The sequence below is a fragment of the Neglectibacter timonensis genome, assembly GCF_900048895.1.
Lineage (GTDB): Bacteria > Bacillota > Clostridia > Oscillospirales > Acutalibacteraceae > Acutalibacter > Acutalibacter timonensis.
In genome coordinates this window covers 657,343-675,159 of the sequence record NZ_LT160639.1, presented here as the reverse complement: position 1 = coordinate 675,159, position 17,817 = coordinate 657,343, and the positions used below count along the sequence as shown (strand labels likewise).

At 55.5% G+C, this 17,817-nt stretch carries 15 protein-coding genes; 10 read left to right on the top strand and 5 right to left on the bottom strand.

What is annotated here, in order from left to right; translation table 11 throughout:
- Positions 1 to 15: 15 nt before the first annotated feature.
- The 4 genes from BN3911_RS08050 to BN3911_RS08035 all read left to right on the top strand — a co-directional run bounded on the left by BN3911_RS08050 (position 16) and on the right by BN3911_RS08035 (position 5,335).
- The gene (locus tag BN3911_RS08050) at positions 16 to 1,665 is read left to right on the top strand and encodes a DUF4091 domain-containing protein (RefSeq protein ID WP_066863783.1); all 1,650 of its coding nucleotides are present in this window, start codon (positions 16 to 18) and stop codon (positions 1,663 to 1,665) included.
- A gap of 19 nt (positions 1,666 to 1,684) precedes the next feature.
- Complete coding sequence (locus BN3911_RS08045; RefSeq protein ID WP_066863780.1) at positions 1,685 to 2,593, top strand: DMT family transporter; 909 nt, start codon at positions 1,685 to 1,687, stop codon at positions 2,591 to 2,593.
- A 65-nt stretch (positions 2,594 to 2,658) separates the two neighbouring features.
- Positions 2,659 to 3,951 carry a M18 family aminopeptidase gene (locus BN3911_RS08040; protein WP_242871093.1) on the top strand — a complete coding sequence of 431 codons (1,293 nt, stop codon included), beginning with the start codon at positions 2,659 to 2,661 and terminating at the stop codon, positions 3,949 to 3,951.
- A 118-nt stretch (positions 3,952 to 4,069) separates the two neighbouring features.
- Positions 4,070 to 5,335 carry an alpha-amylase family glycosyl hydrolase gene (locus tag BN3911_RS08035; RefSeq protein ID WP_066864343.1) on the top strand — a complete coding sequence of 422 codons (1,266 nt, stop codon included), beginning with the start codon at positions 4,070 to 4,072 and terminating at the stop codon, positions 5,333 to 5,335.
- Positions 5,336 to 5,484: 149 nt separating this feature from the next.
- Here the strand turns inward: BN3911_RS08035 and BN3911_RS08030 are convergent, their stop codons facing one another.
- A complete protein-coding gene (locus tag BN3911_RS08030) occupies positions 5,485 to 6,333 on the bottom strand; it encodes a helix-turn-helix transcriptional regulator (RefSeq protein WP_066863769.1) in 849 nt (282 codons plus the stop codon).
- 175 nt (positions 6,334 to 6,508) lie between these two features.
- Between BN3911_RS08030 and BN3911_RS08025 the strand changes: the two genes are divergently transcribed.
- From BN3911_RS08025 to BN3911_RS08005, 5 genes are all read left to right on the top strand, one after another.
- Positions 6,509 to 8,302, top strand: coding sequence for an L-fucose isomerase (locus BN3911_RS08025; RefSeq protein WP_066863766.1), 1,794 nt, complete (start codon positions 6,509 to 6,511; stop codon positions 8,300 to 8,302).
- A gap of 217 nt (positions 8,303 to 8,519) precedes the next feature.
- Entirely contained in the window at positions 8,520 to 9,602 is a 1,083-nt protein-coding gene (locus tag BN3911_RS08020; RefSeq protein WP_082942171.1) for a glycoside hydrolase family 172 protein, read from the top strand.
- Between the two features lie 280 nt (positions 9,603 to 9,882).
- A complete protein-coding gene (locus tag BN3911_RS08015) occupies positions 9,883 to 10,065 on the top strand; it encodes a ribbon-helix-helix domain-containing protein (protein WP_242871092.1) in 183 nt (60 codons plus the stop codon).
- Between the two features lie 144 nt (positions 10,066 to 10,209).
- The gene (locus BN3911_RS08010; protein WP_066863760.1) at positions 10,210 to 10,509 is read left to right on the top strand and encodes a DUF6809 family protein; all 300 of its coding nucleotides are present in this window, start codon (positions 10,210 to 10,212) and stop codon (positions 10,507 to 10,509) included.
- Complete coding sequence (locus BN3911_RS08005; RefSeq protein WP_066863758.1) at positions 10,510 to 10,797, top strand: DUF6809 family protein; 288 nt, start codon at positions 10,510 to 10,512, stop codon at positions 10,795 to 10,797.
- Positions 10,798 to 10,895: 98 nt separating this feature from the next.
- Here BN3911_RS08005 and BN3911_RS08000 read toward each other — a convergent pair whose 3' ends face one another.
- The 4 genes from BN3911_RS08000 to BN3911_RS07985 form a co-directional block, all read right to left on the bottom strand.
- Entirely contained in the window at positions 10,896 to 12,992 is a 2,097-nt protein-coding gene (locus tag BN3911_RS08000) for a type 1 glutamine amidotransferase family protein (protein WP_066863757.1), read from the bottom strand.
- A 206-nt stretch (positions 12,993 to 13,198) separates the two neighbouring features.
- Positions 13,199 to 13,846, bottom strand: coding sequence for a corrinoid protein (locus BN3911_RS07995; protein WP_066863754.1), 648 nt, complete (start codon positions 13,844 to 13,846; stop codon positions 13,199 to 13,201).
- Positions 13,847 to 13,864: 18 nt separating this feature from the next.
- Positions 13,865 to 15,079, bottom strand: a complete 1,215-nt coding sequence (locus BN3911_RS07990) for a helix-turn-helix domain-containing protein (RefSeq protein ID WP_066863751.1) — start codon at positions 15,077 to 15,079, stop codon at positions 13,865 to 13,867.
- 93 nt (positions 15,080 to 15,172) lie between these two features.
- Positions 15,173 to 15,904, bottom strand: a complete 732-nt coding sequence (locus BN3911_RS07985) for a DUF1638 domain-containing protein (RefSeq protein WP_066863748.1) — start codon at positions 15,902 to 15,904, stop codon at positions 15,173 to 15,175.
- A 122-nt stretch (positions 15,905 to 16,026) separates the two neighbouring features.
- Here BN3911_RS07985 and BN3911_RS07980 point away from each other — a divergent pair, with 122 nt between their 5' ends.
- Positions 16,027 to 17,583 (top strand): ASKHA domain-containing protein, encoded by a 1,557-nt coding sequence (locus BN3911_RS07980; RefSeq protein ID WP_066863745.1) that lies wholly within the window; start codon positions 16,027 to 16,029, stop codon positions 17,581 to 17,583.
- Positions 17,584 to 17,817 lie beyond the last annotated feature (234 nt).

The following is a 17,817-nucleotide window of genomic DNA, read 5'->3' as shown; positions in this document are numbered from 1 at the left end:
GAAAGGAAATCTGTCATGGAAGAACTCACATTGCTTCAGCAGTCATCGTTGGAAAAGGTGTTTTTAGATGCCGGTGAATTCAAGCCTCCCTATCTGAAGGCCAGCGTCCTGCAAGGGGAAGAGTTTGCCTATCAGCTGGTCTTGAAGAAGACTGAATGGGGACGGGCTGATTTTTCCTTTTTCCTGGATTCTCCCCTGAAAGAGCATATTCAGCTTTTTGAGGTGGAATCTTCCCCCTGTGCGCTGGCGGCATATACCAGGGAGGGAAGACACGACGGCGACTATCTCTCCCTGCATGCCGGACTGTTTCCCGACCTTCTCCGTCCGCTGGAGGGAAATACGCTGACCGTCAGCCCTTATCAGAACGTGACGCTATGGGTCAATGTGGCGGTGCCGGAGAACTGTCCTGCCGGGGAATACCCCATCATGTTCCGTGTGGAGGGACACGGCGCCAGGACGGAAAGCACCTTTACTCTGGAGGTGATTCCTGCCCGGCTTCCAAGGCAGAGACTGCTCTATACCCAGTGGTTCTATGCGGATTGCCTGGCGGATTACTACCAGGTCCCGCTGTATTCCGAGGAACATTGGAAGCTGATGGAAGCTTATTTTTCCACGGCGGCCCGGGAGGGCGTGAACACCTTGCTTACGCCTGTTCTCACGCCTCCGCTGAATACTGAGGTGGGGATGGAACGGCCCTGCACGCAACTGACAGAGATTGAAAAGGACGGAGATACCTACCGGTTCGATTTTTCCAGACTTCGCAGATATATTGATACAGCGCTGAAATGCGGGATAGAAAATTTTGAAATCTGCCATCTGTTTACCCAGTGGGGCGCAGAGTTTGCACCCAGTGTCTATGCTGTGGAAAACGGGGAGCGCAGACGTGTTTTTGGCTGGGATACCAAGGCGGCGTCTGAGGAATATATGTCTTTTCTACGCCAGTTTCTGCCTGCGCTGGTGGTGTTTTTGAAGGGGATGGGCCTGGAGAAACATGTGCTGTTTCACATTTCCGACGAGCCGGAGGAGAAGGATCTGGAAACTTACCAGCAGAATAAGGAGTTGATATCCGATTTAATCGGCGGTCTGCCCGTGATCGACGCCCTGTCAGACCCGAGTTTTTATGACCGGGGCCTGGTCAAGCATCCTGTGGCGGCCACCGACCATATCGAGCCTTTTCTGGAGCGGAAGGTTCCCGGCCTTTGGGCCTATAACTGCTGCGCCCAAAATGTGGATGTGGGCAACCGGTTTATGAGTATGCCTTCCTACCGCAACCGTATCCTGGGGCTGCAGCTGTATAAATATGGGATTTCCGGTTTCCTGCACTGGGGATATAATTTCTGGTATTCCTGGGATTCCAGGAAGCAGATAGACCCCTTCCTTACCACCGACGCCCAAGGCGCGTTCCCCGGAGGGGATTCCTTCTCCGTCTATCCCGGAGCGGACGGGACGCCTCTGGAATCCATCCGCCTGAAGGTGTTCCACCATGCGCTGCAGGATCATCGGGCCCTCAACCTGTTGGAGGAATTGGGGGGCAGGGAACTGGTGGAACAGACGGTGGAGCGCTTCCATGAGCTCACCTTCTCCCAATATCCCCGCAGCGCAGAATATCTGCTTGCTGCAAGGGAAGCGGTGAACCGCAAAATCCGGGAACTGTCCAAAGCCTGATAGATGGGAAAGGGAAGACATGTGGTTTTTACTTGCGCTGATTACGGCGCTTTTCTGGGGCGGCTCCGATCTGTTTTCCAAGATGGGTACTGATCCCCGCGATAAGTACAGCCATCTCCGCATGCTCATCATGGTGGGAACCGTGATGGGAATCCATGCCACGGCGATGCTCCTCCTGAACCATGAGACGTTCGATCCCAGAAGCATGGTGCGCTATCTGCCGGTGTCGGCCTTTTATATCGTGTCCATGGCCATTGGCTATATCGGCCTGCGGTATCTGGAACTTTCCGTCTCCTCGCCGGTCTGTAATTCTTCGGGGGCGCTGGCTGCCCTGCTTTGCTTTCTGTTTTTGGGGCAGACTATGACCTGGGTGCAGTTTGCAGCGGTAGCGCTGGTGATGCTGGGTGTTGTGCTGCTCTCTGTATTCGACCTGAAGGATGAGAATAAGGCCCGGAGATTCCGGGGAGAAGTCATTGAGGAAAAGTACCGGGTCAGCGCGCTGGCAGTGGCCATTCCTGTTTTTTACTGTATCCTGGATGCGCTGGGCACTTTCGGCGACGCCCTGGTGATGGACACCCTGGAACTGGTGAGCGAAGAAGAAGCGGAGATCGCCTATGAGTATACATTCCTGCTCTGTGCCGTTGCGGCGTTTTGCTTTTTGGTGGTGGTCAAAAAGCAAAAGTTCCGCCTGTGGGACGAACGGGAAAAGGGCTTGGGCGCCCTGTGCGAGACTGCCGGCCAGTTTTTCTATGTCTACGCCATCTCGGAAAACGCCATCATGGCAGCTCCGCTGATCTCCAGCTACTGCCTGTTTTCCGTGGTGCTCTCCCGGGTTTTCCTTCGGGAAAAACTGACCTGGAGGCAGTACGGGGCCATTGCCGTCTCTGTCTGCGGCATTGTGATCCTGGGTTTTTTTGACGCTGGATAAACTGAGGACAGGCAGAAAACTTCATGTCCATACCGGCTGGTCCGGAGAAAGAAGGTAGGTTCACATTGTCTTATACTGAAAAACTATTTGATTTTATCGAGAGCAGTCCAACTGCCTGCCACACAGTGGAAACCTTGCGGGAAATACTGCTGGGGGCGGGCTTTACCGAACTCTATGAACAGCAGTCTTGGGAGCTCGAACCGGGAAACGGGTATTTTACCGCCCGCAGTATGACCTCCCTCATTGCCTTTCGGTATCCCAAGAAGGGATTTCACGCATTTTCCATTGTCGCGCCTCACGGAGATGCCCCCTGCTTTAAAATCAAGGAGAGTCCGGAAATCCGCGTGGACGGCCGTTACACCAAACTCAATACCGAGGTATACGGCGGCATGCAGCTGGGGCTGTGGACCGACCGTCCCCTCTCAGCAGCCGGCCGGCTGTTGGTGCGTACGGAGCGCGGGGTCAGAGCAGTACTCTGCGATTTGAAGAGGGACCTTTTCCTGATTCCCGGGCTGGCTATCCATATGAACAGGGAGGTAAACTCCGGCGTGAAGCTGGATCCCCAGAAGGACACTCTTCCCCTGCTGGGCGGAGAAGAAGCGGATTTCCTCCGGCTGGCCGCCGAAAGTGCGGGCGTCAGGAAGGAGGACGTTCTCTCCTATGACCTTTACGCCTACAATCGGGCCAGAGGAACCGTATTCGGAGAGAAGGAGGAATTTATCGCGGCACCCAAACTGGATGACTTGGAATGCGCCTTTTCAGCCGTCACAGCCTTCCTGAAGGCGGAAAACCCGGAAAACGTGACGGTCTGCGCGGTGTTCGACAATGAGGAAATCGGCAGCATGACGAGGCAGGGCGCGGACTCTTCCTTCCTATCCGATGTGCTAGCACGTGTCTGCCATGCTTCCGGACTGTCGGAGGAAGAGAAGCTGCGTGCAGTTGCAGGGAGCTTTCTGCTTTCGGCAGACAATGCCCACGCGGTGCATCCCAATTATGCGGACAAGTCCGATCCCACAAACCGCTGCTATCTCAACGGTGGCGTGGCGGTAAAGCACAGCACCCGCTATGCCACTGACGCAGTCACCGCGGCAGTTTTCCAGCGCATCTGTGAAAAGGCGGAAGTACCCACGCAGACCTATTTTAACCGCTCCGATCTGCCGGGCGGCTCTACGTTGGGCAATCTCTCCAACACCCATGTCTCCCTGCCCACAGTGGATATCGGCCTGCCCCAGCTATCTATGCACTCCCCCTATGAAACCGCTGGCAGGTTGGACGTGGAATACATGGTGCGCGCCATGAGCGCTTTTTACAGCAGCGTCATAAGCTGTGATAGGAACAATTTCTTTGAAATTTGCTAAGCGAGAGGAAAAAATTATGTGTGAAACAGGCTCCTGTACGGATAAAAATACTCCAGTGGGAATCGGCCCCCGTATTCCCGGATGGGCCAATGAGACCGTTTTTTATCAAATTTATCCCATGGGGTTCTGCGGCGCCCCCTTTGAAAACGACGGGGTGGAAAGAAACCGGATCAGTAAAGTGAAGGAATGGATCCCTCATCTGCAAAAATTGAATGTAGGCGCTGTTTACTTTTCCCCGGTGTTCGAATCCGATACCCACGGGTATGATACCAGAGATTACCGGAAACTCGACTGCCGCCTTGGTACCAACGAAGCATTCCGGGAGGTCTGCACCGCGCTGCATGAGGCGGGAATCCGCGTGGTGCTGGACGGCGTCTTCAATCATGTGGGAAGAGGTTTCTGGGCTTTTCAGGATGTGCTGAAAAACCGGGAGGCCTCCCCTTATCGGGACTGGTTCCACATCAATTTCGGCGGGAACAGCAATTATAACGACGGGCTTTGGTACGAGGGCTGGGAAGGCCATTTCGAGCTGGTCAAGCTGAACCTTCAGAATCCCGCGGTTGTGGATCACCTGCTCTCCTGTGTGGAATTCTGGATGCAGGAGTTTGGGATCGACGGCCTGCGGCTGGATGTGGCCTACAGCCTGGACGAGAATTTCCTGCGCCGTCTCCGCGGCTTCTGCCGGGAGCGGGATCCCGGCTTCTTTCTGCTGGGGGAGATGATCCATGGGGACTATAAGCGGATCATGAATCCGGAAATGCTGCATAGTGTGACGAATTACGAATGCTATAAGGGGCTCTATTCTGCCTTTAATTCCCTGAACCTGTTTGAAATTGCCCATTCCCTGGCAAGGCAGTTCGGGCCGGAAAACTGGACGCTCTACCGGGGAGAACATCTGCTGAACTTTGCCGACAACCACGACGTAACCAGGATTCACAGCATTCTCGGCGACAAAAACCAGCTGATACCTTTGTACGCAGTGCTGTTTTGCATGCCGGGCATTCCCTGTCTCTATTACGGCAGCGAATGGGGCGCGGATGGGGAGAAGAGCCAGGGAGACCCTGCGCTGCGCCCCTGCTTTGAGGCCCCAGTGGAAAACGAACTCACCGCGTTCCTCTCCAAGCTGGCGATGGTCAAACGGGAAAGCAAGGCCTTGTGCTACGGGGCGTTTCAAAACGAAACGCTGCTCAATAAGCAGTGGGTGATGCGCCGGGAATGCCCGGAGGAAACTGTCCTGATGGCGGTGAATGCCGAGGGTGCAGGCTTTGCCGTCAACTGCAATCATCATGGCCCCGCCACGGAACTGCTAAGCGGGGAAGAAGTGAACCTGGATGGAAGGATTGAATTACCCCCTTATGGAGTGAAAATATTCAAACTCCACTAAAAAAAGGGACTCGCCGCGGCGAGTCCCTTTTTTCATTCTGAATTTTCATCTTTTTTGGAACTGCTCAAAATCTGACCTGCAGGCTATCCATCGAACGGAAGCTGCATTAGCTTGCGCCAGGCTGACGGAGCACTGACTCCAAAAACTTGTTATCGGGAACCATACTGCTTCGGGGTCACGCCTTGGAAGCGCTTGAACACGCGGATAAAGTAGCTCAGGTCGTTAAAGCCGCAGGCAAAGGCTGTCTCCGTGACGGAACTTTTGCCGGCGGACAGCAGCTCGCAGGCATGCTCTACCCGGCAGCGGTTCAGGTAGTCGATAGGTGTGTGCTGGGTCATGGAGCGGAAAAACCGGCAGAAGTATTTCGGCGACATGCCAGCTTCCCTGGCAAGCTGTGCCAGGGTGAGAGGTTCTGCGTAGTGTTCTTCCAAGTAGGCGAAAAGGCGTTTGAGCAGGCGGATATTTCTTCTCTGAGCTTCGTTTTCCGGAAGCTCCGCAGAGTACCAACCCATCTCAATCAGGAGCCCCAGAAGCCCGCAGAGCGCCCCGAAAGCACGCAGGCGGCTTCCTTTTTTTTGCTGCCTCACCGCAAGAAACAACTCGTCGGCCTGCCGCAGGACGGAACTGTCCCGGGGAAGCAGAGGCTTGAGAAACAGGCTGTGCTCGGAAAGATCCGTCAGGTGTTTGGACCAGCCGCCGCAGGCTTTCAGCAGGAAGTCCAGGTCAAATACCAGGCATTCATAAATGCAGCCCTCTCCCGGAATCCCAGTGTGCAGAACGCCTCCTTCCACCCAGAGCAGGTCGCCGGCAGAGAGCTCATAGAGCGCGCCGTTGAGCCAGATGGAGAGCCCGCCGGAGAGAACCCTCACCAGTTCGTATTCCATGTGCCAGTGGTAGGGCATCACATACCGGATATGCCCGGGATCCAGATGATAGAGTTCCATGGGAAAACCGGGTTCTCCCCGAGGCAGCAGTTCGTTGTATGCGTGGCCCTGCATAGAAGCGCCTCCTCTAAAAGTGAATATTGTCCTGTTTTTTGCCATGATAACACAAGCTGGGGAAAAAAGATAGGGATATAATGAAAATATCTATACTGACAGATTCGTGCGGAGAGGCTTCGCATGAAAATAACAAGCCGCCGCCCAATGGGGCGGTGCGGAAAGGATGGGAAATATGGCAGAAAACAGATATAGGGGAGAATATCCCGTCATCGGCATCCGTCCCACTATCGACGCCCGCAGGGGCGCCCTGAAGGTGCGGGAATCCATGGAGGAGCAGACCAGAAGCATGGCGGAGGCGGCGGCAAAGCTGTTCCGGGAAAATCTCCGCTATTCCAATGGGGAACCGGTTCGCGTGGTGATCTCCGATTGTACCATCGGCCGGGTGGGAGAGACAGCTGAATGCGCCGCCCAGTTCCGGCGGGAAGGGGTGGACATCACGCTGACGGTGACCCCTTGCTGGTGCTACGGGGCGGAGACCATGGACATGGATCCCATGACCATCAAAGGCGTCTGGGGATTTAACGGTACGGAGCGTCCCGGCGCGGTGTATCTGGCCTCTGTTTTGGCTGCCCATGCGCAGAAGGGACTGCCTGCTTTCGGCATTTACGGCAGGGACGTACAGGATGCGGACGACAGGGAAATTCCGGAGGATGTGAAGGAAAAGCTTCTGCGGTTCGGCCGGGCAGCGGTGGCGGCGGCCTCCATGCGGGGGAAGTCCTACCTGCAGATCGGCTCTATCTGCATGGGCATCGCAGGTTCCATTGTCGATCCCTCTTTCTTTGAGGAATATCTGGGCATGCGCGTGGAATCGGTGGACGAAGTGGAGCTGGTTCGCCGGATGACGGAAAACATCTACGATGAGGAGGAATTCCAAAAGGCATTGGCCTGGACAAAGGCCCACTGTCCGGAGGGGCTGGATAAGAATCCGGAAGAACTGCGCAGGACGCCGGAACAGAAGGAGCAGGACTGGGAGTGGAGCGTCAAGCTGATGTGCATTGTCAAGGACCTGTGCTGCGGAAATCCGAAGCTGCCCAAGGGCTTCGAGGAAGAGGGTGTGGGGCACAATGCCATAGCCGCCGGTTTCCAGGGACAGCGCCAATGGACGGATTTTTATCCCAACGGGGATTTTGCAGAGGCTCTGCTCAACTCCAGCTTCGACTGGAACGGGCCCAGGGAGTCCTACATTCTGGCTACGGAGAACGACACCTTAAACGGGGTATCCATGCTGTTCGGAAAATTGCTGACCAACCGTCCGCAGATCTTTGCGGATGTGCGCACTTACTGGAGCCCGGAAGCGGTGAAGCGGGCCACCGGCTATACCCTGGAAGGCAGGGCGGCCGAATCCAAGGGGTTCCTGCATCTGATCAACTCCGGTGCCGCCTGTCTGGATGCCTGCGGCGAGGTGAAGGACGAAAACGGAAACGCGGTGATGAAGCCCTTCTGGGAGATGACGGAGCAGGATGTGGAGGCCTGTCTGCGCGCCACGGAATGGTGTGAGGCGGATTTGGGATATTTCCGCGGCGGCGGCTATTCTTCCCGGTTCTGCACCAGATCGGAGATGCCCGTCACCATGCTGCGGCTGAACCTGGTTAAGGGGATCGGCCCAGTGCTGCAGCTGGCGGAGGGATGGACGGTGGCCCTGCCCGAGGAGGTTTCCGACAAGTTGTGGAAGCGTACGGATTACACCTGGCCATGCACCTGGTTTGCGCCGCGCCTCACCGGCCAGGGCGCCTTCGCCACCGCCTACGATGTGATGAACCATTGGGGCGCCAACCACGGCGCCATCAGCTACGGGCATATCGGAGCAGACCTGATTACCCTCTGCTCCATGCTGAGAATCCCCGTGTGCATGCACAATGTGCCGGAGGAAAGAATTTTCCGTCCCGCCAGCTGGAACGCCTTCGGCATGGATCCGGAGGCCCAGGATTATCGTGCCTGTGGAGCTTACGGCCCGCTGTACCGCTGAAAGTTTTTCAGGAAAGAACCGGTCTGGAACTTCGGGTGAACGGGCTGAGGGAAAACTGTTGGCTCGCAGCCGGATGAAAAGTCTTTGGCTTCGTTTCTGCGGAAAGAACCGGTCTGGAGCTTCGTGGAACGGGCTGAGGGAAAACTGTTGGTTCGCAGCCGGATGAAAAGTCTTTGGCTCCACCTTTCTTCTGAAAGGTGGAGGGAAGGGAGAAAAAATGTTTGATGGACTGCAGATGAATTTGGGGAACCTGTTCCGAACGTCGGAGGCAAAGACGCGATCGCTTTCCCCGGAAAATATCACAGGAGAAAAGGGCCGGGGCGGCATGTGTGAGCTGGAGGACGGCTCCGCCCGCCACGCGGCCCGGGATCTGGGAAAAAAGTGGAAGGTGAATCCATTCCTGGTCATCCAGCCCGGCGAGACGCTGAACATCGCCGACGTGGCCGGGCCCGGCTGTATTCAGCATATCTGGATGACACCCACGGGAAAATGGCGGAATACCATTCTGCGCATGTACTGGGACGGAGAGCAGCAGCCCTCGGTGGAGTGCCCGGTAGGGGATTTCTTCGCCAGCGGCTGGGGGGAATATGCGCCCCTCTCCTCTTTGGCGGTATGCGTCAACCCGGGCAGCGCTTTTAACTGCTATTGGCCCATGCCTTTCCGGTGCTCCTGCCGGATGACCATGGAAAACCGGGACGAGGAGCCCATGACCATTTACTACCAGATCGACTATACCCTGACGGAGCTGCCGGAGGACACGGCCTATTTCCACGCCCAGTTCCGGCGGGTGAACCCCTTGCCGTACAAGCAGGATTATACCATCCTGGATCATGTGCGGGGCAAGGGGCAGTATGTGGGCACGTATCTTGCCTGGGGCGTCAACAACACCGGCTGGTGGGGAGAGGGAGAAATCAAGTTTTTCCTGGACGGAGACGGGGAGTATCCCACTGTCTGCGGCACCGGAACAGAAGATTATTTCTGCGGCTCCTACAATTTTGAGAACCAGAAGAGCCACCGGTACGAAACTTTTTCCACGCCTTATTCCGGCCTGCACTATGTTTCTCAGCCGGATGGCGTGTACCAGAGCCAGCAGCGTTTCGGTATGTATCGCTGGCACATCATGGACCCTGTGCGTTTTGATACAAAGCTCAAGGTGACTATTCAGGCGCTTGGCTGGCGGGAAGGGGGAAGGTATCTGCCCCTGCAGGACGATATCGCCTCCGTGGCCTATTGGTACCAGACAGAGGAACACAGCGTATTCCCGGAACTGCCGGACCGGGATACCCTGGAAGTGATCTAAATTTCCATAAAACCGAGCAGCCCTCCTGAACGATTTGTTCGGGAGGGCTGCTTGATTCTGGAAACGAAAATAAGTAAAGGAAGAGCAGCACTACCGGCAAAAATATTACGCCACTTCCCACTACACAGCCACCTAAAAGACAACCGTATAGTATACACTGTGCGACGCGGTCTTGCAAGGTGTTGTGTGAGAGCAAAATTGTAAAAAGAAATATACAATAAGCTTGACTTTCTGCTGCCACATAAAGTATACTTTATGTGGCAGCAGAAAGTGAGGTGAAATGATGCCGCCTAAAAAAATGGGGCGTCCGCCTGCTGATAATCCTAAAAGTAAAACACTTCGCATTAGAGTTGATGACAAAACAATAGAAACGCTGGAAGACTGTAGTAAGGCGTTGGAGATTAGTAAGTCGGAAGTAGTGCGAAAGGGTATTGGCATGGTAAAGGACAGCCTCAAAAAATAACAGGAAGTGGCACCCCTCCACACAAGAGAAAATACCACTTCCCCTACACAACCACCCAAAAGGCAGCTGCATAAATAGTATACACTGTGCGGCGGGGTCTTTCAAGGTGTTGTGTAAAAACAATACTGAAAGGACATGAAATACATGGGAAACATACTCAGGGCATTTGCGTTCAATGAGCTGGAACTGGAGCCAGCCACGGAATATGACAGCGAGGAAACCAAGGCGGCCCGGGAAAAGGCCGACAGGCTGGAGGATCTCTTTCTGGAGACGCTTCAGGCAGAACAGCGCGGGGCCTATGAACAGTTTAGGGACGCACAGCTTGAGGAAGAATACCTCTACAATATTGACCGGCTGATCCTCGGGTATCGTCTGGGCGTGCTTATGACGATGGAGGTATTTACGGACAGGGAAAGGCTGACCATCCGCGGGGAGGGGCATTGAATGGATACGGTGATGGAACTGCTGTACCGGGCCACCCGGACGGACAATCCTCTGGAAGCTCACGGGCCGGATTCCGCATATGCCAGAGAACACGCGATCAGGCGGGAGATCATAAGATCGCTTCTGGAGAGCATGACAATGGAGCAGAAGGTAAAATTCGATGAATACGGCCTTGCGGATAATAGGGCCAGGGAAATCCTGAACTTAGAAAGCTTCTGCCAGGCTTTTCACCTGGGTGCACAGCTCACGGCGGAATTGCTGCAGGGCGGGAATGGTTTTCTTCGGTAAACTGCATAACGATGAAAAAGCAGGTGCAGGTCTCTTGCCCTCCGGCGGAATGAAAGCGTCTCCTTCCGAACAAATCGTTCGGAAGGAGACGCTTTGGTTCAGACGGTTTTTTCAATCAACACTGCGGAATGGGGGAGCAGCAGGCTTTCGCCGGCGGGAAGCTGGAACTCCTTTTTCCCGGGAAGGCCGCTGCAGTCCCAGGGATAAGAGGTGTGGTTCACCACCACATAGCAATCTTCAAATTCCGCGGTTTCAATGCCTCTCTGGACTGGGACCCGGGCGGGCAGAAAGGCGGACACTGCTTCCTGCATGGGGTCATGCTCCGCCACACAGAGCGGGTATAGATCTCGATTGCCGTAGGGTACCGGGACTGCTCCGGTTTCCTGCATCAGGTATTCCGCGCCGTACTCCATGCCCAGTGCCAGTACTGCGCCCTTGCCAACGGGAAAACGGCAGACAGCAGGTTTTCCGGAATCTTCGTAAACCGCCAGGGCCTCGCCGCCAGTGTAGCATTCGAAAACCTCGCCGCCGGGAATAATGCCCTCTCCCCGGTACCGGATGCACTGGGCGGGATGAGATTCTGAAGCGATGCCGAATGCCCGCCGGAGCAGCGGATGACCGGCGCTTACCAGCAGCAGCCCGCCCTCTTCCACAAAGCGCACTGCCTGCGCTTCGAACTGCGGATTGATTTCCTCTTCATAGCAGGAATCGGCGGGTACCGCCAGTATACGGTATTGGTCCAAAATACCCTGCGCGGCCTGGTCGGGGTGGAGGACGTCCACATTCAGTCCCAAATCACAGAGAGATTGGTAATAGCCCAGGAGGTCCTGACGGCGGCGGGGATTTCCCTCCACAAAGTAGGGCTCCGTCAGCGCCATTTGAGCAGGGTAGAGTACCGCGGCCTGGGTCAGGCGCCTGCCGTTGATTTTGGGAAGGATCCGCTTGAGCCACTGGTTTCCGGTGCGCACAGAGGAGACAAAGGGATCGTGCAGCTTGTGCATCACACCGCCGTCATCCAACCCGCCGTAGCCGTAACTCTGATAACCGGAGGCTCCTGAGGCGGCCGCCATGCCGATCATCTCGCAGGGAGTGATCACATTGTAAATATCGTAATAGAGATAACGGCCCAGGTAGAAACCCACGGTGAACTCACGGTCCGGATTCATGGCGCGCATCATGCTGTTCTGGCAGGAGGAGGCATAGGCGCTGGGGGAGGAGTCCTCCAGAATGGGAACTGTGAGAAAGGTACAGTTGTCCACATGGGGGGCAATACGGTAGGGGTCAATGCCTCTCTGGCAGGTATCCCACAGCCCGCCGGGCTCCCTGCGGAAACGGGGCTGGGAGGAGACGTTGAAGAACATGCCCCATTGGGAGAGTACAGGGCTGGTATAGAGTGCGGGGTCCAGAGCGTGCAGTTTTTCCTGCATGGAGCGGAAATACCGGGTCAACTCTTCTGCCTTCCAGCGCAGATTGTCCGTGTAGCGGCGGAAGAGAGGCGTGTGCTCCTGAAAATCCCAAGCGGTGGGCTTTGCGCCGTTCTCGTCGTACCAATATTCCTCCGGGGTGATTGCAGAGAAGCTTTCGGCAGAAAGCCCGTAAGCCTGGTTAAAGGCCTCAATGGAGCCGTAGCGCTCCTCCAGCCATGTCTGGTAGCGGGAAATTCCTTCCTTGTCGAAACTGAAAGCTACGATAGGGTCCCACATGCTGCACAGGGGAAGCCGGTCCTCCGTGCCGTTTACAGAGACGCGGGTGGCGTTTTTTCCGTAAAGTGCATAGAGTTCCTTTACGTGCTCCGTCATGGAAGCCTGGGCGCGTTCCGACCAGTACTTGTACCATTTTCCGGGCTCGCCACTGGGAGCAGTGGTCTCCTCGCCGAAAACCGGCGGGCTGTAGCGGATGTTGGGATACAGGTTATCCCCATTGAGGTAGATGGCCAGAAAGCAGTGGGAAAGGCCGCTTTTCTGAATTTCAGAGATCATGTGTTCCTGGGCCGCCACATACTGGGTGGCCTCCTGTCCCGCGTAGCGGTCGAAGAAATCCTGCCAGGCCTTGGAATCCAGCAGGATGCTGTTAAAGCCCATGTCCCTGATCCTGTCAATTCCCTCGGTGCGGAATTCCTCTGAACTGAACGCCGGCTCGAAGAAATTCCCGAACCAGAGGTTGATATAGGGATTTCCGCTGTTTTTTTCTCTCATAATGATACACACCTTTCCAGGTTATTTGAACCAACCTGCCCCTGCGCGGACTGCGCCGTACGGCAGGATCTTTATATCCCTCACCGGTTTGCCGGAATGGTTCCTTTGGCTCTCAGCATACACGATGAACCGTCAAAATGCAAGGCTGGAATAAGGAGCAGCAAAAAAAGAAAGCCGGCCCTATTCAGGGCCGGCAGGGGAGACGGTCAGGCAATACAGAAGTTCAGGGCGGCATCCGCGGCGGAGGCCGCATCGGAAGTATAGCAGTCCGCGCCGATCTTCTGGCAGTAGGCTTCTGTGACGGGCGCGCCGCCTACCATCACCTTTACCTTGCCAGAAATTTCGGGATCCGCTTTCACCAGATCCACCACGTTCTTCATCTCACCCATGGTGGTGGTGAGCAGGGCAGAGCAGGAAATGATATTGGCATGGTGTTCCTTGGCGGCTGCCACGAAGGCTTCGGGGGATACGTCGACGCCCAGGTCCACCACTTCCAGGCCCTTGCCCTCCATCATCATCTTTACCAGATTCTTTCCGATGTCGTGGAGGTCGCCCTTCACCGTGCCAATGACCACAACGCCCTTGGTCTCAACCCCAGCCTCTACCAGGTAGGGCTTCAGTATCTCCACTCCGCCGTTCATGGCTCTGGCGGCAATAAGCACCTCCGGGACAAATACTTCGTTGTTTTTAAATTTTTCCCCGATCACGCTCATGCCGGACAGCAGTCCCTCTTCCAGGATTTCCTTGGGCGATACCCCGGCCTCCAACGCCTGCTTGACCAGCTCTTTTACCTTGGGCATGCGGCCCTTCTGCAGCAGTGCGCTGATCTCGTTCAAATACTCCTGACGTTCCATAAATGTGTGTCCTCCTTGTCATCTTTTTCGGCTTTCCCGATATTTTTTCGGGGACTGGCCTGTTATGGCTTTAAAAACCTTGGTAAAGTAGCTCTGATCTTCAAATCCCGTGAGGGCGGCCACATCCACCAAGGAAATATTCTGGTCGGCAAGCAGCAGCTTTGCCCGGTCGATACGTACCTTGTTGATGTAGGAGGAGATGTTTTCCCCCGTCTCCTCTTTGAAGATGCGGCTCAGATAGGTCTTGCTGAAATTGACGTGCCTGGCAATGCCGTCCAAAGTGATTTTCCGAAAATAGTTTCGGCGGATGTAATCAATTACCTTGTACACGGTGTCGGAATGCTTCACTGCGGAAAAATCGAAGGAATAGCTGAGAAACCGCCGCATGGCCCCGGTGATCCAGACGCTCAGCTCCTCAATGGCGGTGCATTTCTGCATTTCCCGGATGCAGGCGGCGTTGAACCACATGATCTCCTCTGTCTCCGCACCGGCGTCAATGGCGGCGCGGGACAGTACCGAAAGCAGCTCGATGATACGGATTTTGATGAGGTCCACGTCGAAGTCGGAGAGAAGATAGATGTTTCCCAACAGGTCGTTGAGCAGGCGCTGAGCGCCGCTCTTATCTCCGCCCCGGATGACGGACTGCAGCTCCTTTTCTGTCTCAATCGGATAGACCTCCGCCAGAGCAGGGTCCGCAATTTCCTTCTTTTCATAGAGAGACTGCAAAAAATTCTCCTGCTTGAAGGCGATGCCGCCCATCAGACTGTGGGAAACTCCGGAAATGCCCTCCGTGACACCTGCAAGGATCTCTGCAATGTGATTCACCATTTCAGTGGAGAGATTGACGATGGACATGACGTTTTCCTGAACGTCCGAATTTTGGTACAGTTCTACGGTGTCGTCCATCTCTCCCATAATGATGGGGCCCAGCACCATGCCGCCGGCCAGACTGCCGTTTTCATCGGATACGGAAGAAGCGATGAAGATGAAACTTTCCGGACAGTAAAAAATATACTTTCCGCCCCAGCGATAGGCCTCGTTGACGCCATAGAGACAGGTGTTCAACAGTTCACACTCCTCATTGCGGCAGTAGGGGCTGAAATCGGGATGATCCCGGCAGAGCTCCGCCAGAAAACGGCGCTCCTGTGTGTCTACAATCCGGCAGCACAGATTCAAAAGATCAGAGAAATGCCGTCCGTAGAAGATTAATTTTTTCAGAGTGGTCTCTTCCATTTCAGTCACCTTACCCTTCTATTTTAGCGGGGCGGGAATTTTTATTATAGTAAAAACTTATGGTTTTTGGTAATATCTTTTGGGATGCATCTATCAGAGAAAGGTAAGCTTTTTTGCATCGTAGCTTGGCGTCACCGTCTTTCCGGGGGGACAGAGCAGGACCTCTTCTTCGCGAAAATCACCGTCCAGCAGCCGGGCGAGAAAGGTGATATCACCGGGGATTTCCCGGAAATTCCAATGGTTCCGCTGCGCTACGTCTTTGGCTTCCTCCCGATAGGGAGCCAGGTCGCAAACCTGGGAGGTGATGTATCCGCAGGCGGAGTACTGTCTGACCCAGGCAGTCTGCTGTTCCAGGAGGAAGTCGGCGTTTTCCTCGCCATACTGCTCCGCGTAGGCCTGACGCTGCTGCTCCGGATTTTGGCTGCCTGGCAAAGAGGCGGCCTCAAGCCAGCCGTTATTGAGCCAGTAGGTGCCGGGATATCTGGAAAATTCTCTCAGATACCGCGCTTGCGATCCCAGAAAGATTCCGATGCAGTCATCTGTACGGGGGATAACCAGGGGATAGTGCCGGGAGGAAAGCCCGGCCACCCCGTTGGAACAGAGACCGTAGCACAGCAAAAGATAATCGGGCCTGTGCCGCAGGGTTCCATTTTCCAGAGCCAGGTCGAGACGGTCGATTTCGGACTGCAGGTTTTTGCGGAGCAGATCCGGGGTATCGTGCATGCCCTGGGGCATCCAGGAAACTGAGGTGATCTGTTTGCTCTGGGAAGCAAGATAGCTCACCTCCCGGTAAAAGACTTGGCAGGCAATCAAATGGAGTATCATAAAGAACTTTCCTTTCCATGGGATCATGTGAATTTCCCAAAAGTTCGTAAAAAAATGCTAGAAATAAAAGATGGATCCGGCTATACTGAGAAAAACAGAGTTGGAATAACGGAGGCATCCCCATGTTTCAGATCACCATACACAGCGGTACGAATGATTTGACCTTACAATATCAGAAACCGACCCTCCTGGCAAGCGTTTTGCAGGAGGCCGGGATGGATTTTTCCATGCCCTGCGGAGGGAAAGGCACTTGCGGAAAATGCCGTGTGACGGCGCGGGGCGCGCTGTCTGAGCCTGGGGAGCAGGAGAAAAGAATACTGGGAGAAGCGCTGCAGGCAGGGGTGCGTTTGGCCTGTATGACAACGGCGCTGGGGGATACCGAGCTGTTTTTAGCCTCCCGGGACAGCGTGGTGCTCTCCGAGGGAGAGCTTCCTGATTTTGTTTTGGAGCCCGAGGGAAAAGGTCTGGGTGTGGCTGTCGACGTGGGGACCACGACGGTGGCGGTTTATCTTTATGATCTGGGAATAGGAAGGCTTCTGGGAGAGGATTCTTTCCCCAACCCCCAGGCCCTTTATGGGGCGGATGTGATTTCACGCATTCAGAAGGCGTTGGAAGGGGAGGCTGAGGCGCTGAGAAGCTGTCTGCTTATCCGGCTGCGGGAAAGTTTTCTGCGGCTCTGTGCCGGCCAGGACCAGGACTCCGGAATGGTGGAAAATGTTGTCGTGACAGGCAATACCACCATGCTGTACCTGCTTTTTGGGGAGAGCACGGAGCCTCTCTCTCACGCTCCCTTTGAGGTGAGAGAGTTCTATGGAAGAACGCTGAAACCCTCCGCGCTGGGGATTCCGGAATTTGGCCGGGCGCGGGTGACGGTGCCGCCCCTGGTATCCGCCTTCGTGGGCAGTGATATTATGAGCGCTGTGCTTTCCAGCGGGATGACCCGTAGGAGGGGACTGTCCCTTCTCATCGACGTGGGGACGAACGGCGAGATGGCCCTGTGGGACGGTGAAAAGCTGTTTTGCTGCTCCACTGCGGCGGGTCCGGCCTTTGAGGGGGCAGGCATCTCTATGGGCATGAATGCTGCGCCCGGCGCGGTGAGCGGTGTGAGGCTCCGGGAGGGCCGGCTGGAGTACACGGTGATCGGAGGGGGAGAAGCGGCGGGAATCTGTGGTTCCGGCTTGATTGACGCCATGGCTGCCCTCCTGAGGGCCGGACTGGTTGATGAGACCGGCTGTGTTGACGAGGAGAACGAGCCCTATTCCCTTCTCCTGACGGAGCAGGACGGCGAACCTGCGGTACGCATCGGGGACAGCGGGATTCTTCTGACACAGAAGGATATCCGGGAAATTCAGCTGGCCAAGGCCGCCATCTGCGCGGGGGTCCGATCTCTGGCCCACGAAGCAGGACGGAAGGTTGACGAGGTAGAGGAACTGCTGCTGGCCGGAGGTTTCGGCAGCTTCATCAATTGTGAAAGTGCCGGCAGAATCGGCCTGATTCCACCGGAACTGGCGCAGAAAGCCCGCGCCGTGGGAAACGCGGCGGGCATGGGCGCTGTGCTGGAACTGTTGAGCCTGCCCTGCCGGGAGGAGAGCAGAGGAATTGCCGCCCGGGCAGAGCTTTTGGAGCTGTCCTCCTCCCCTTACTTTATGGAACAATATGTGGATTCTATGCTCTTTTGAGGCGCCGCCGCACAGGGGATGACTTATGAACCGGAAGCAGCCCGGTCCGGGCCTTTTGGATTCCAAGGGCTGGGCCGGGCTGTATGAGAGCATAGGCGGAAGGGAAGGGGGGCGCCAAATTATTTTATCTGATTAAAGATAGGTCATCACAAAATTTATGACGGCCGCAAACCTATTGACAATTTGAGGAAGGGTTATATAATGATATAGTAAATTCAGGCGGATCGGGTTTGA

What these genes read in the sequence shown, in the direction of transcription:
- BN3911_RS07985 (WP_066863748.1), bottom strand. Translation starts at nt 15,904, where the DNA reads ATGATACTCCATTTGATTGCCTGCCAAGTCTTTTACCGGGAGGTGAGC.
- BN3911_RS08030 (WP_066863769.1), bottom strand. Translation starts at nt 6,333, where the DNA reads ATGCAGGGCCACGCATACAACGAACTGCTGCCTCGGGGAGAACCCGGT.
- BN3911_RS07990 (WP_066863751.1), bottom strand. Translation starts at nt 15,079, where the DNA reads ATGGAAGAGACCACTCTGAAAAAATTAATCTTCTACGGACGGCATTTC.
- BN3911_RS08050 (WP_066863783.1), top strand. Translation starts at nt 16, where the DNA reads ATGGAAGAACTCACATTGCTTCAGCAGTCATCGTTGGAAAAGGTGTTT.
- BN3911_RS08005 (WP_066863758.1), top strand. Translation starts at nt 10,510, where the DNA reads ATGGATACGGTGATGGAACTGCTGTACCGGGCCACCCGGACGGACAAT.
- BN3911_RS08000 (WP_066863757.1), bottom strand. Translation starts at nt 12,992, where the DNA reads ATGAGAGAAAAAAACAGCGGAAATCCCTATATCAACCTCTGGTTCGGG.
- BN3911_RS08010 (WP_066863760.1), top strand. Translation starts at nt 10,210, where the DNA reads ATGGGAAACATACTCAGGGCATTTGCGTTCAATGAGCTGGAACTGGAG.
- BN3911_RS08015 (WP_242871092.1), top strand. Translation starts at nt 9,883, where the DNA reads ATGATGCCGCCTAAAAAAATGGGGCGTCCGCCTGCTGATAATCCTAAA.
- BN3911_RS08045 (WP_066863780.1), top strand. Translation starts at nt 1,685, where the DNA reads ATGTGGTTTTTACTTGCGCTGATTACGGCGCTTTTCTGGGGCGGCTCC.
- BN3911_RS07995 (WP_066863754.1), bottom strand. Translation starts at nt 13,846, where the DNA reads ATGGAACGTCAGGAGTATTTGAACGAGATCAGCGCACTGCTGCAGAAG.
- BN3911_RS07980 (WP_066863745.1), top strand. Translation starts at nt 16,027, where the DNA reads ATGTTTCAGATCACCATACACAGCGGTACGAATGATTTGACCTTACAA.
- BN3911_RS08035 (WP_066864343.1), top strand. Translation starts at nt 4,070, where the DNA reads ATGGGGTTCTGCGGCGCCCCCTTTGAAAACGACGGGGTGGAAAGAAAC.
- BN3911_RS08020 (WP_082942171.1), top strand. Translation starts at nt 8,520, where the DNA reads ATGTTTGATGGACTGCAGATGAATTTGGGGAACCTGTTCCGAACGTCG.
- BN3911_RS08025 (WP_066863766.1), top strand. Translation starts at nt 6,509, where the DNA reads ATGGCAGAAAACAGATATAGGGGAGAATATCCCGTCATCGGCATCCGT.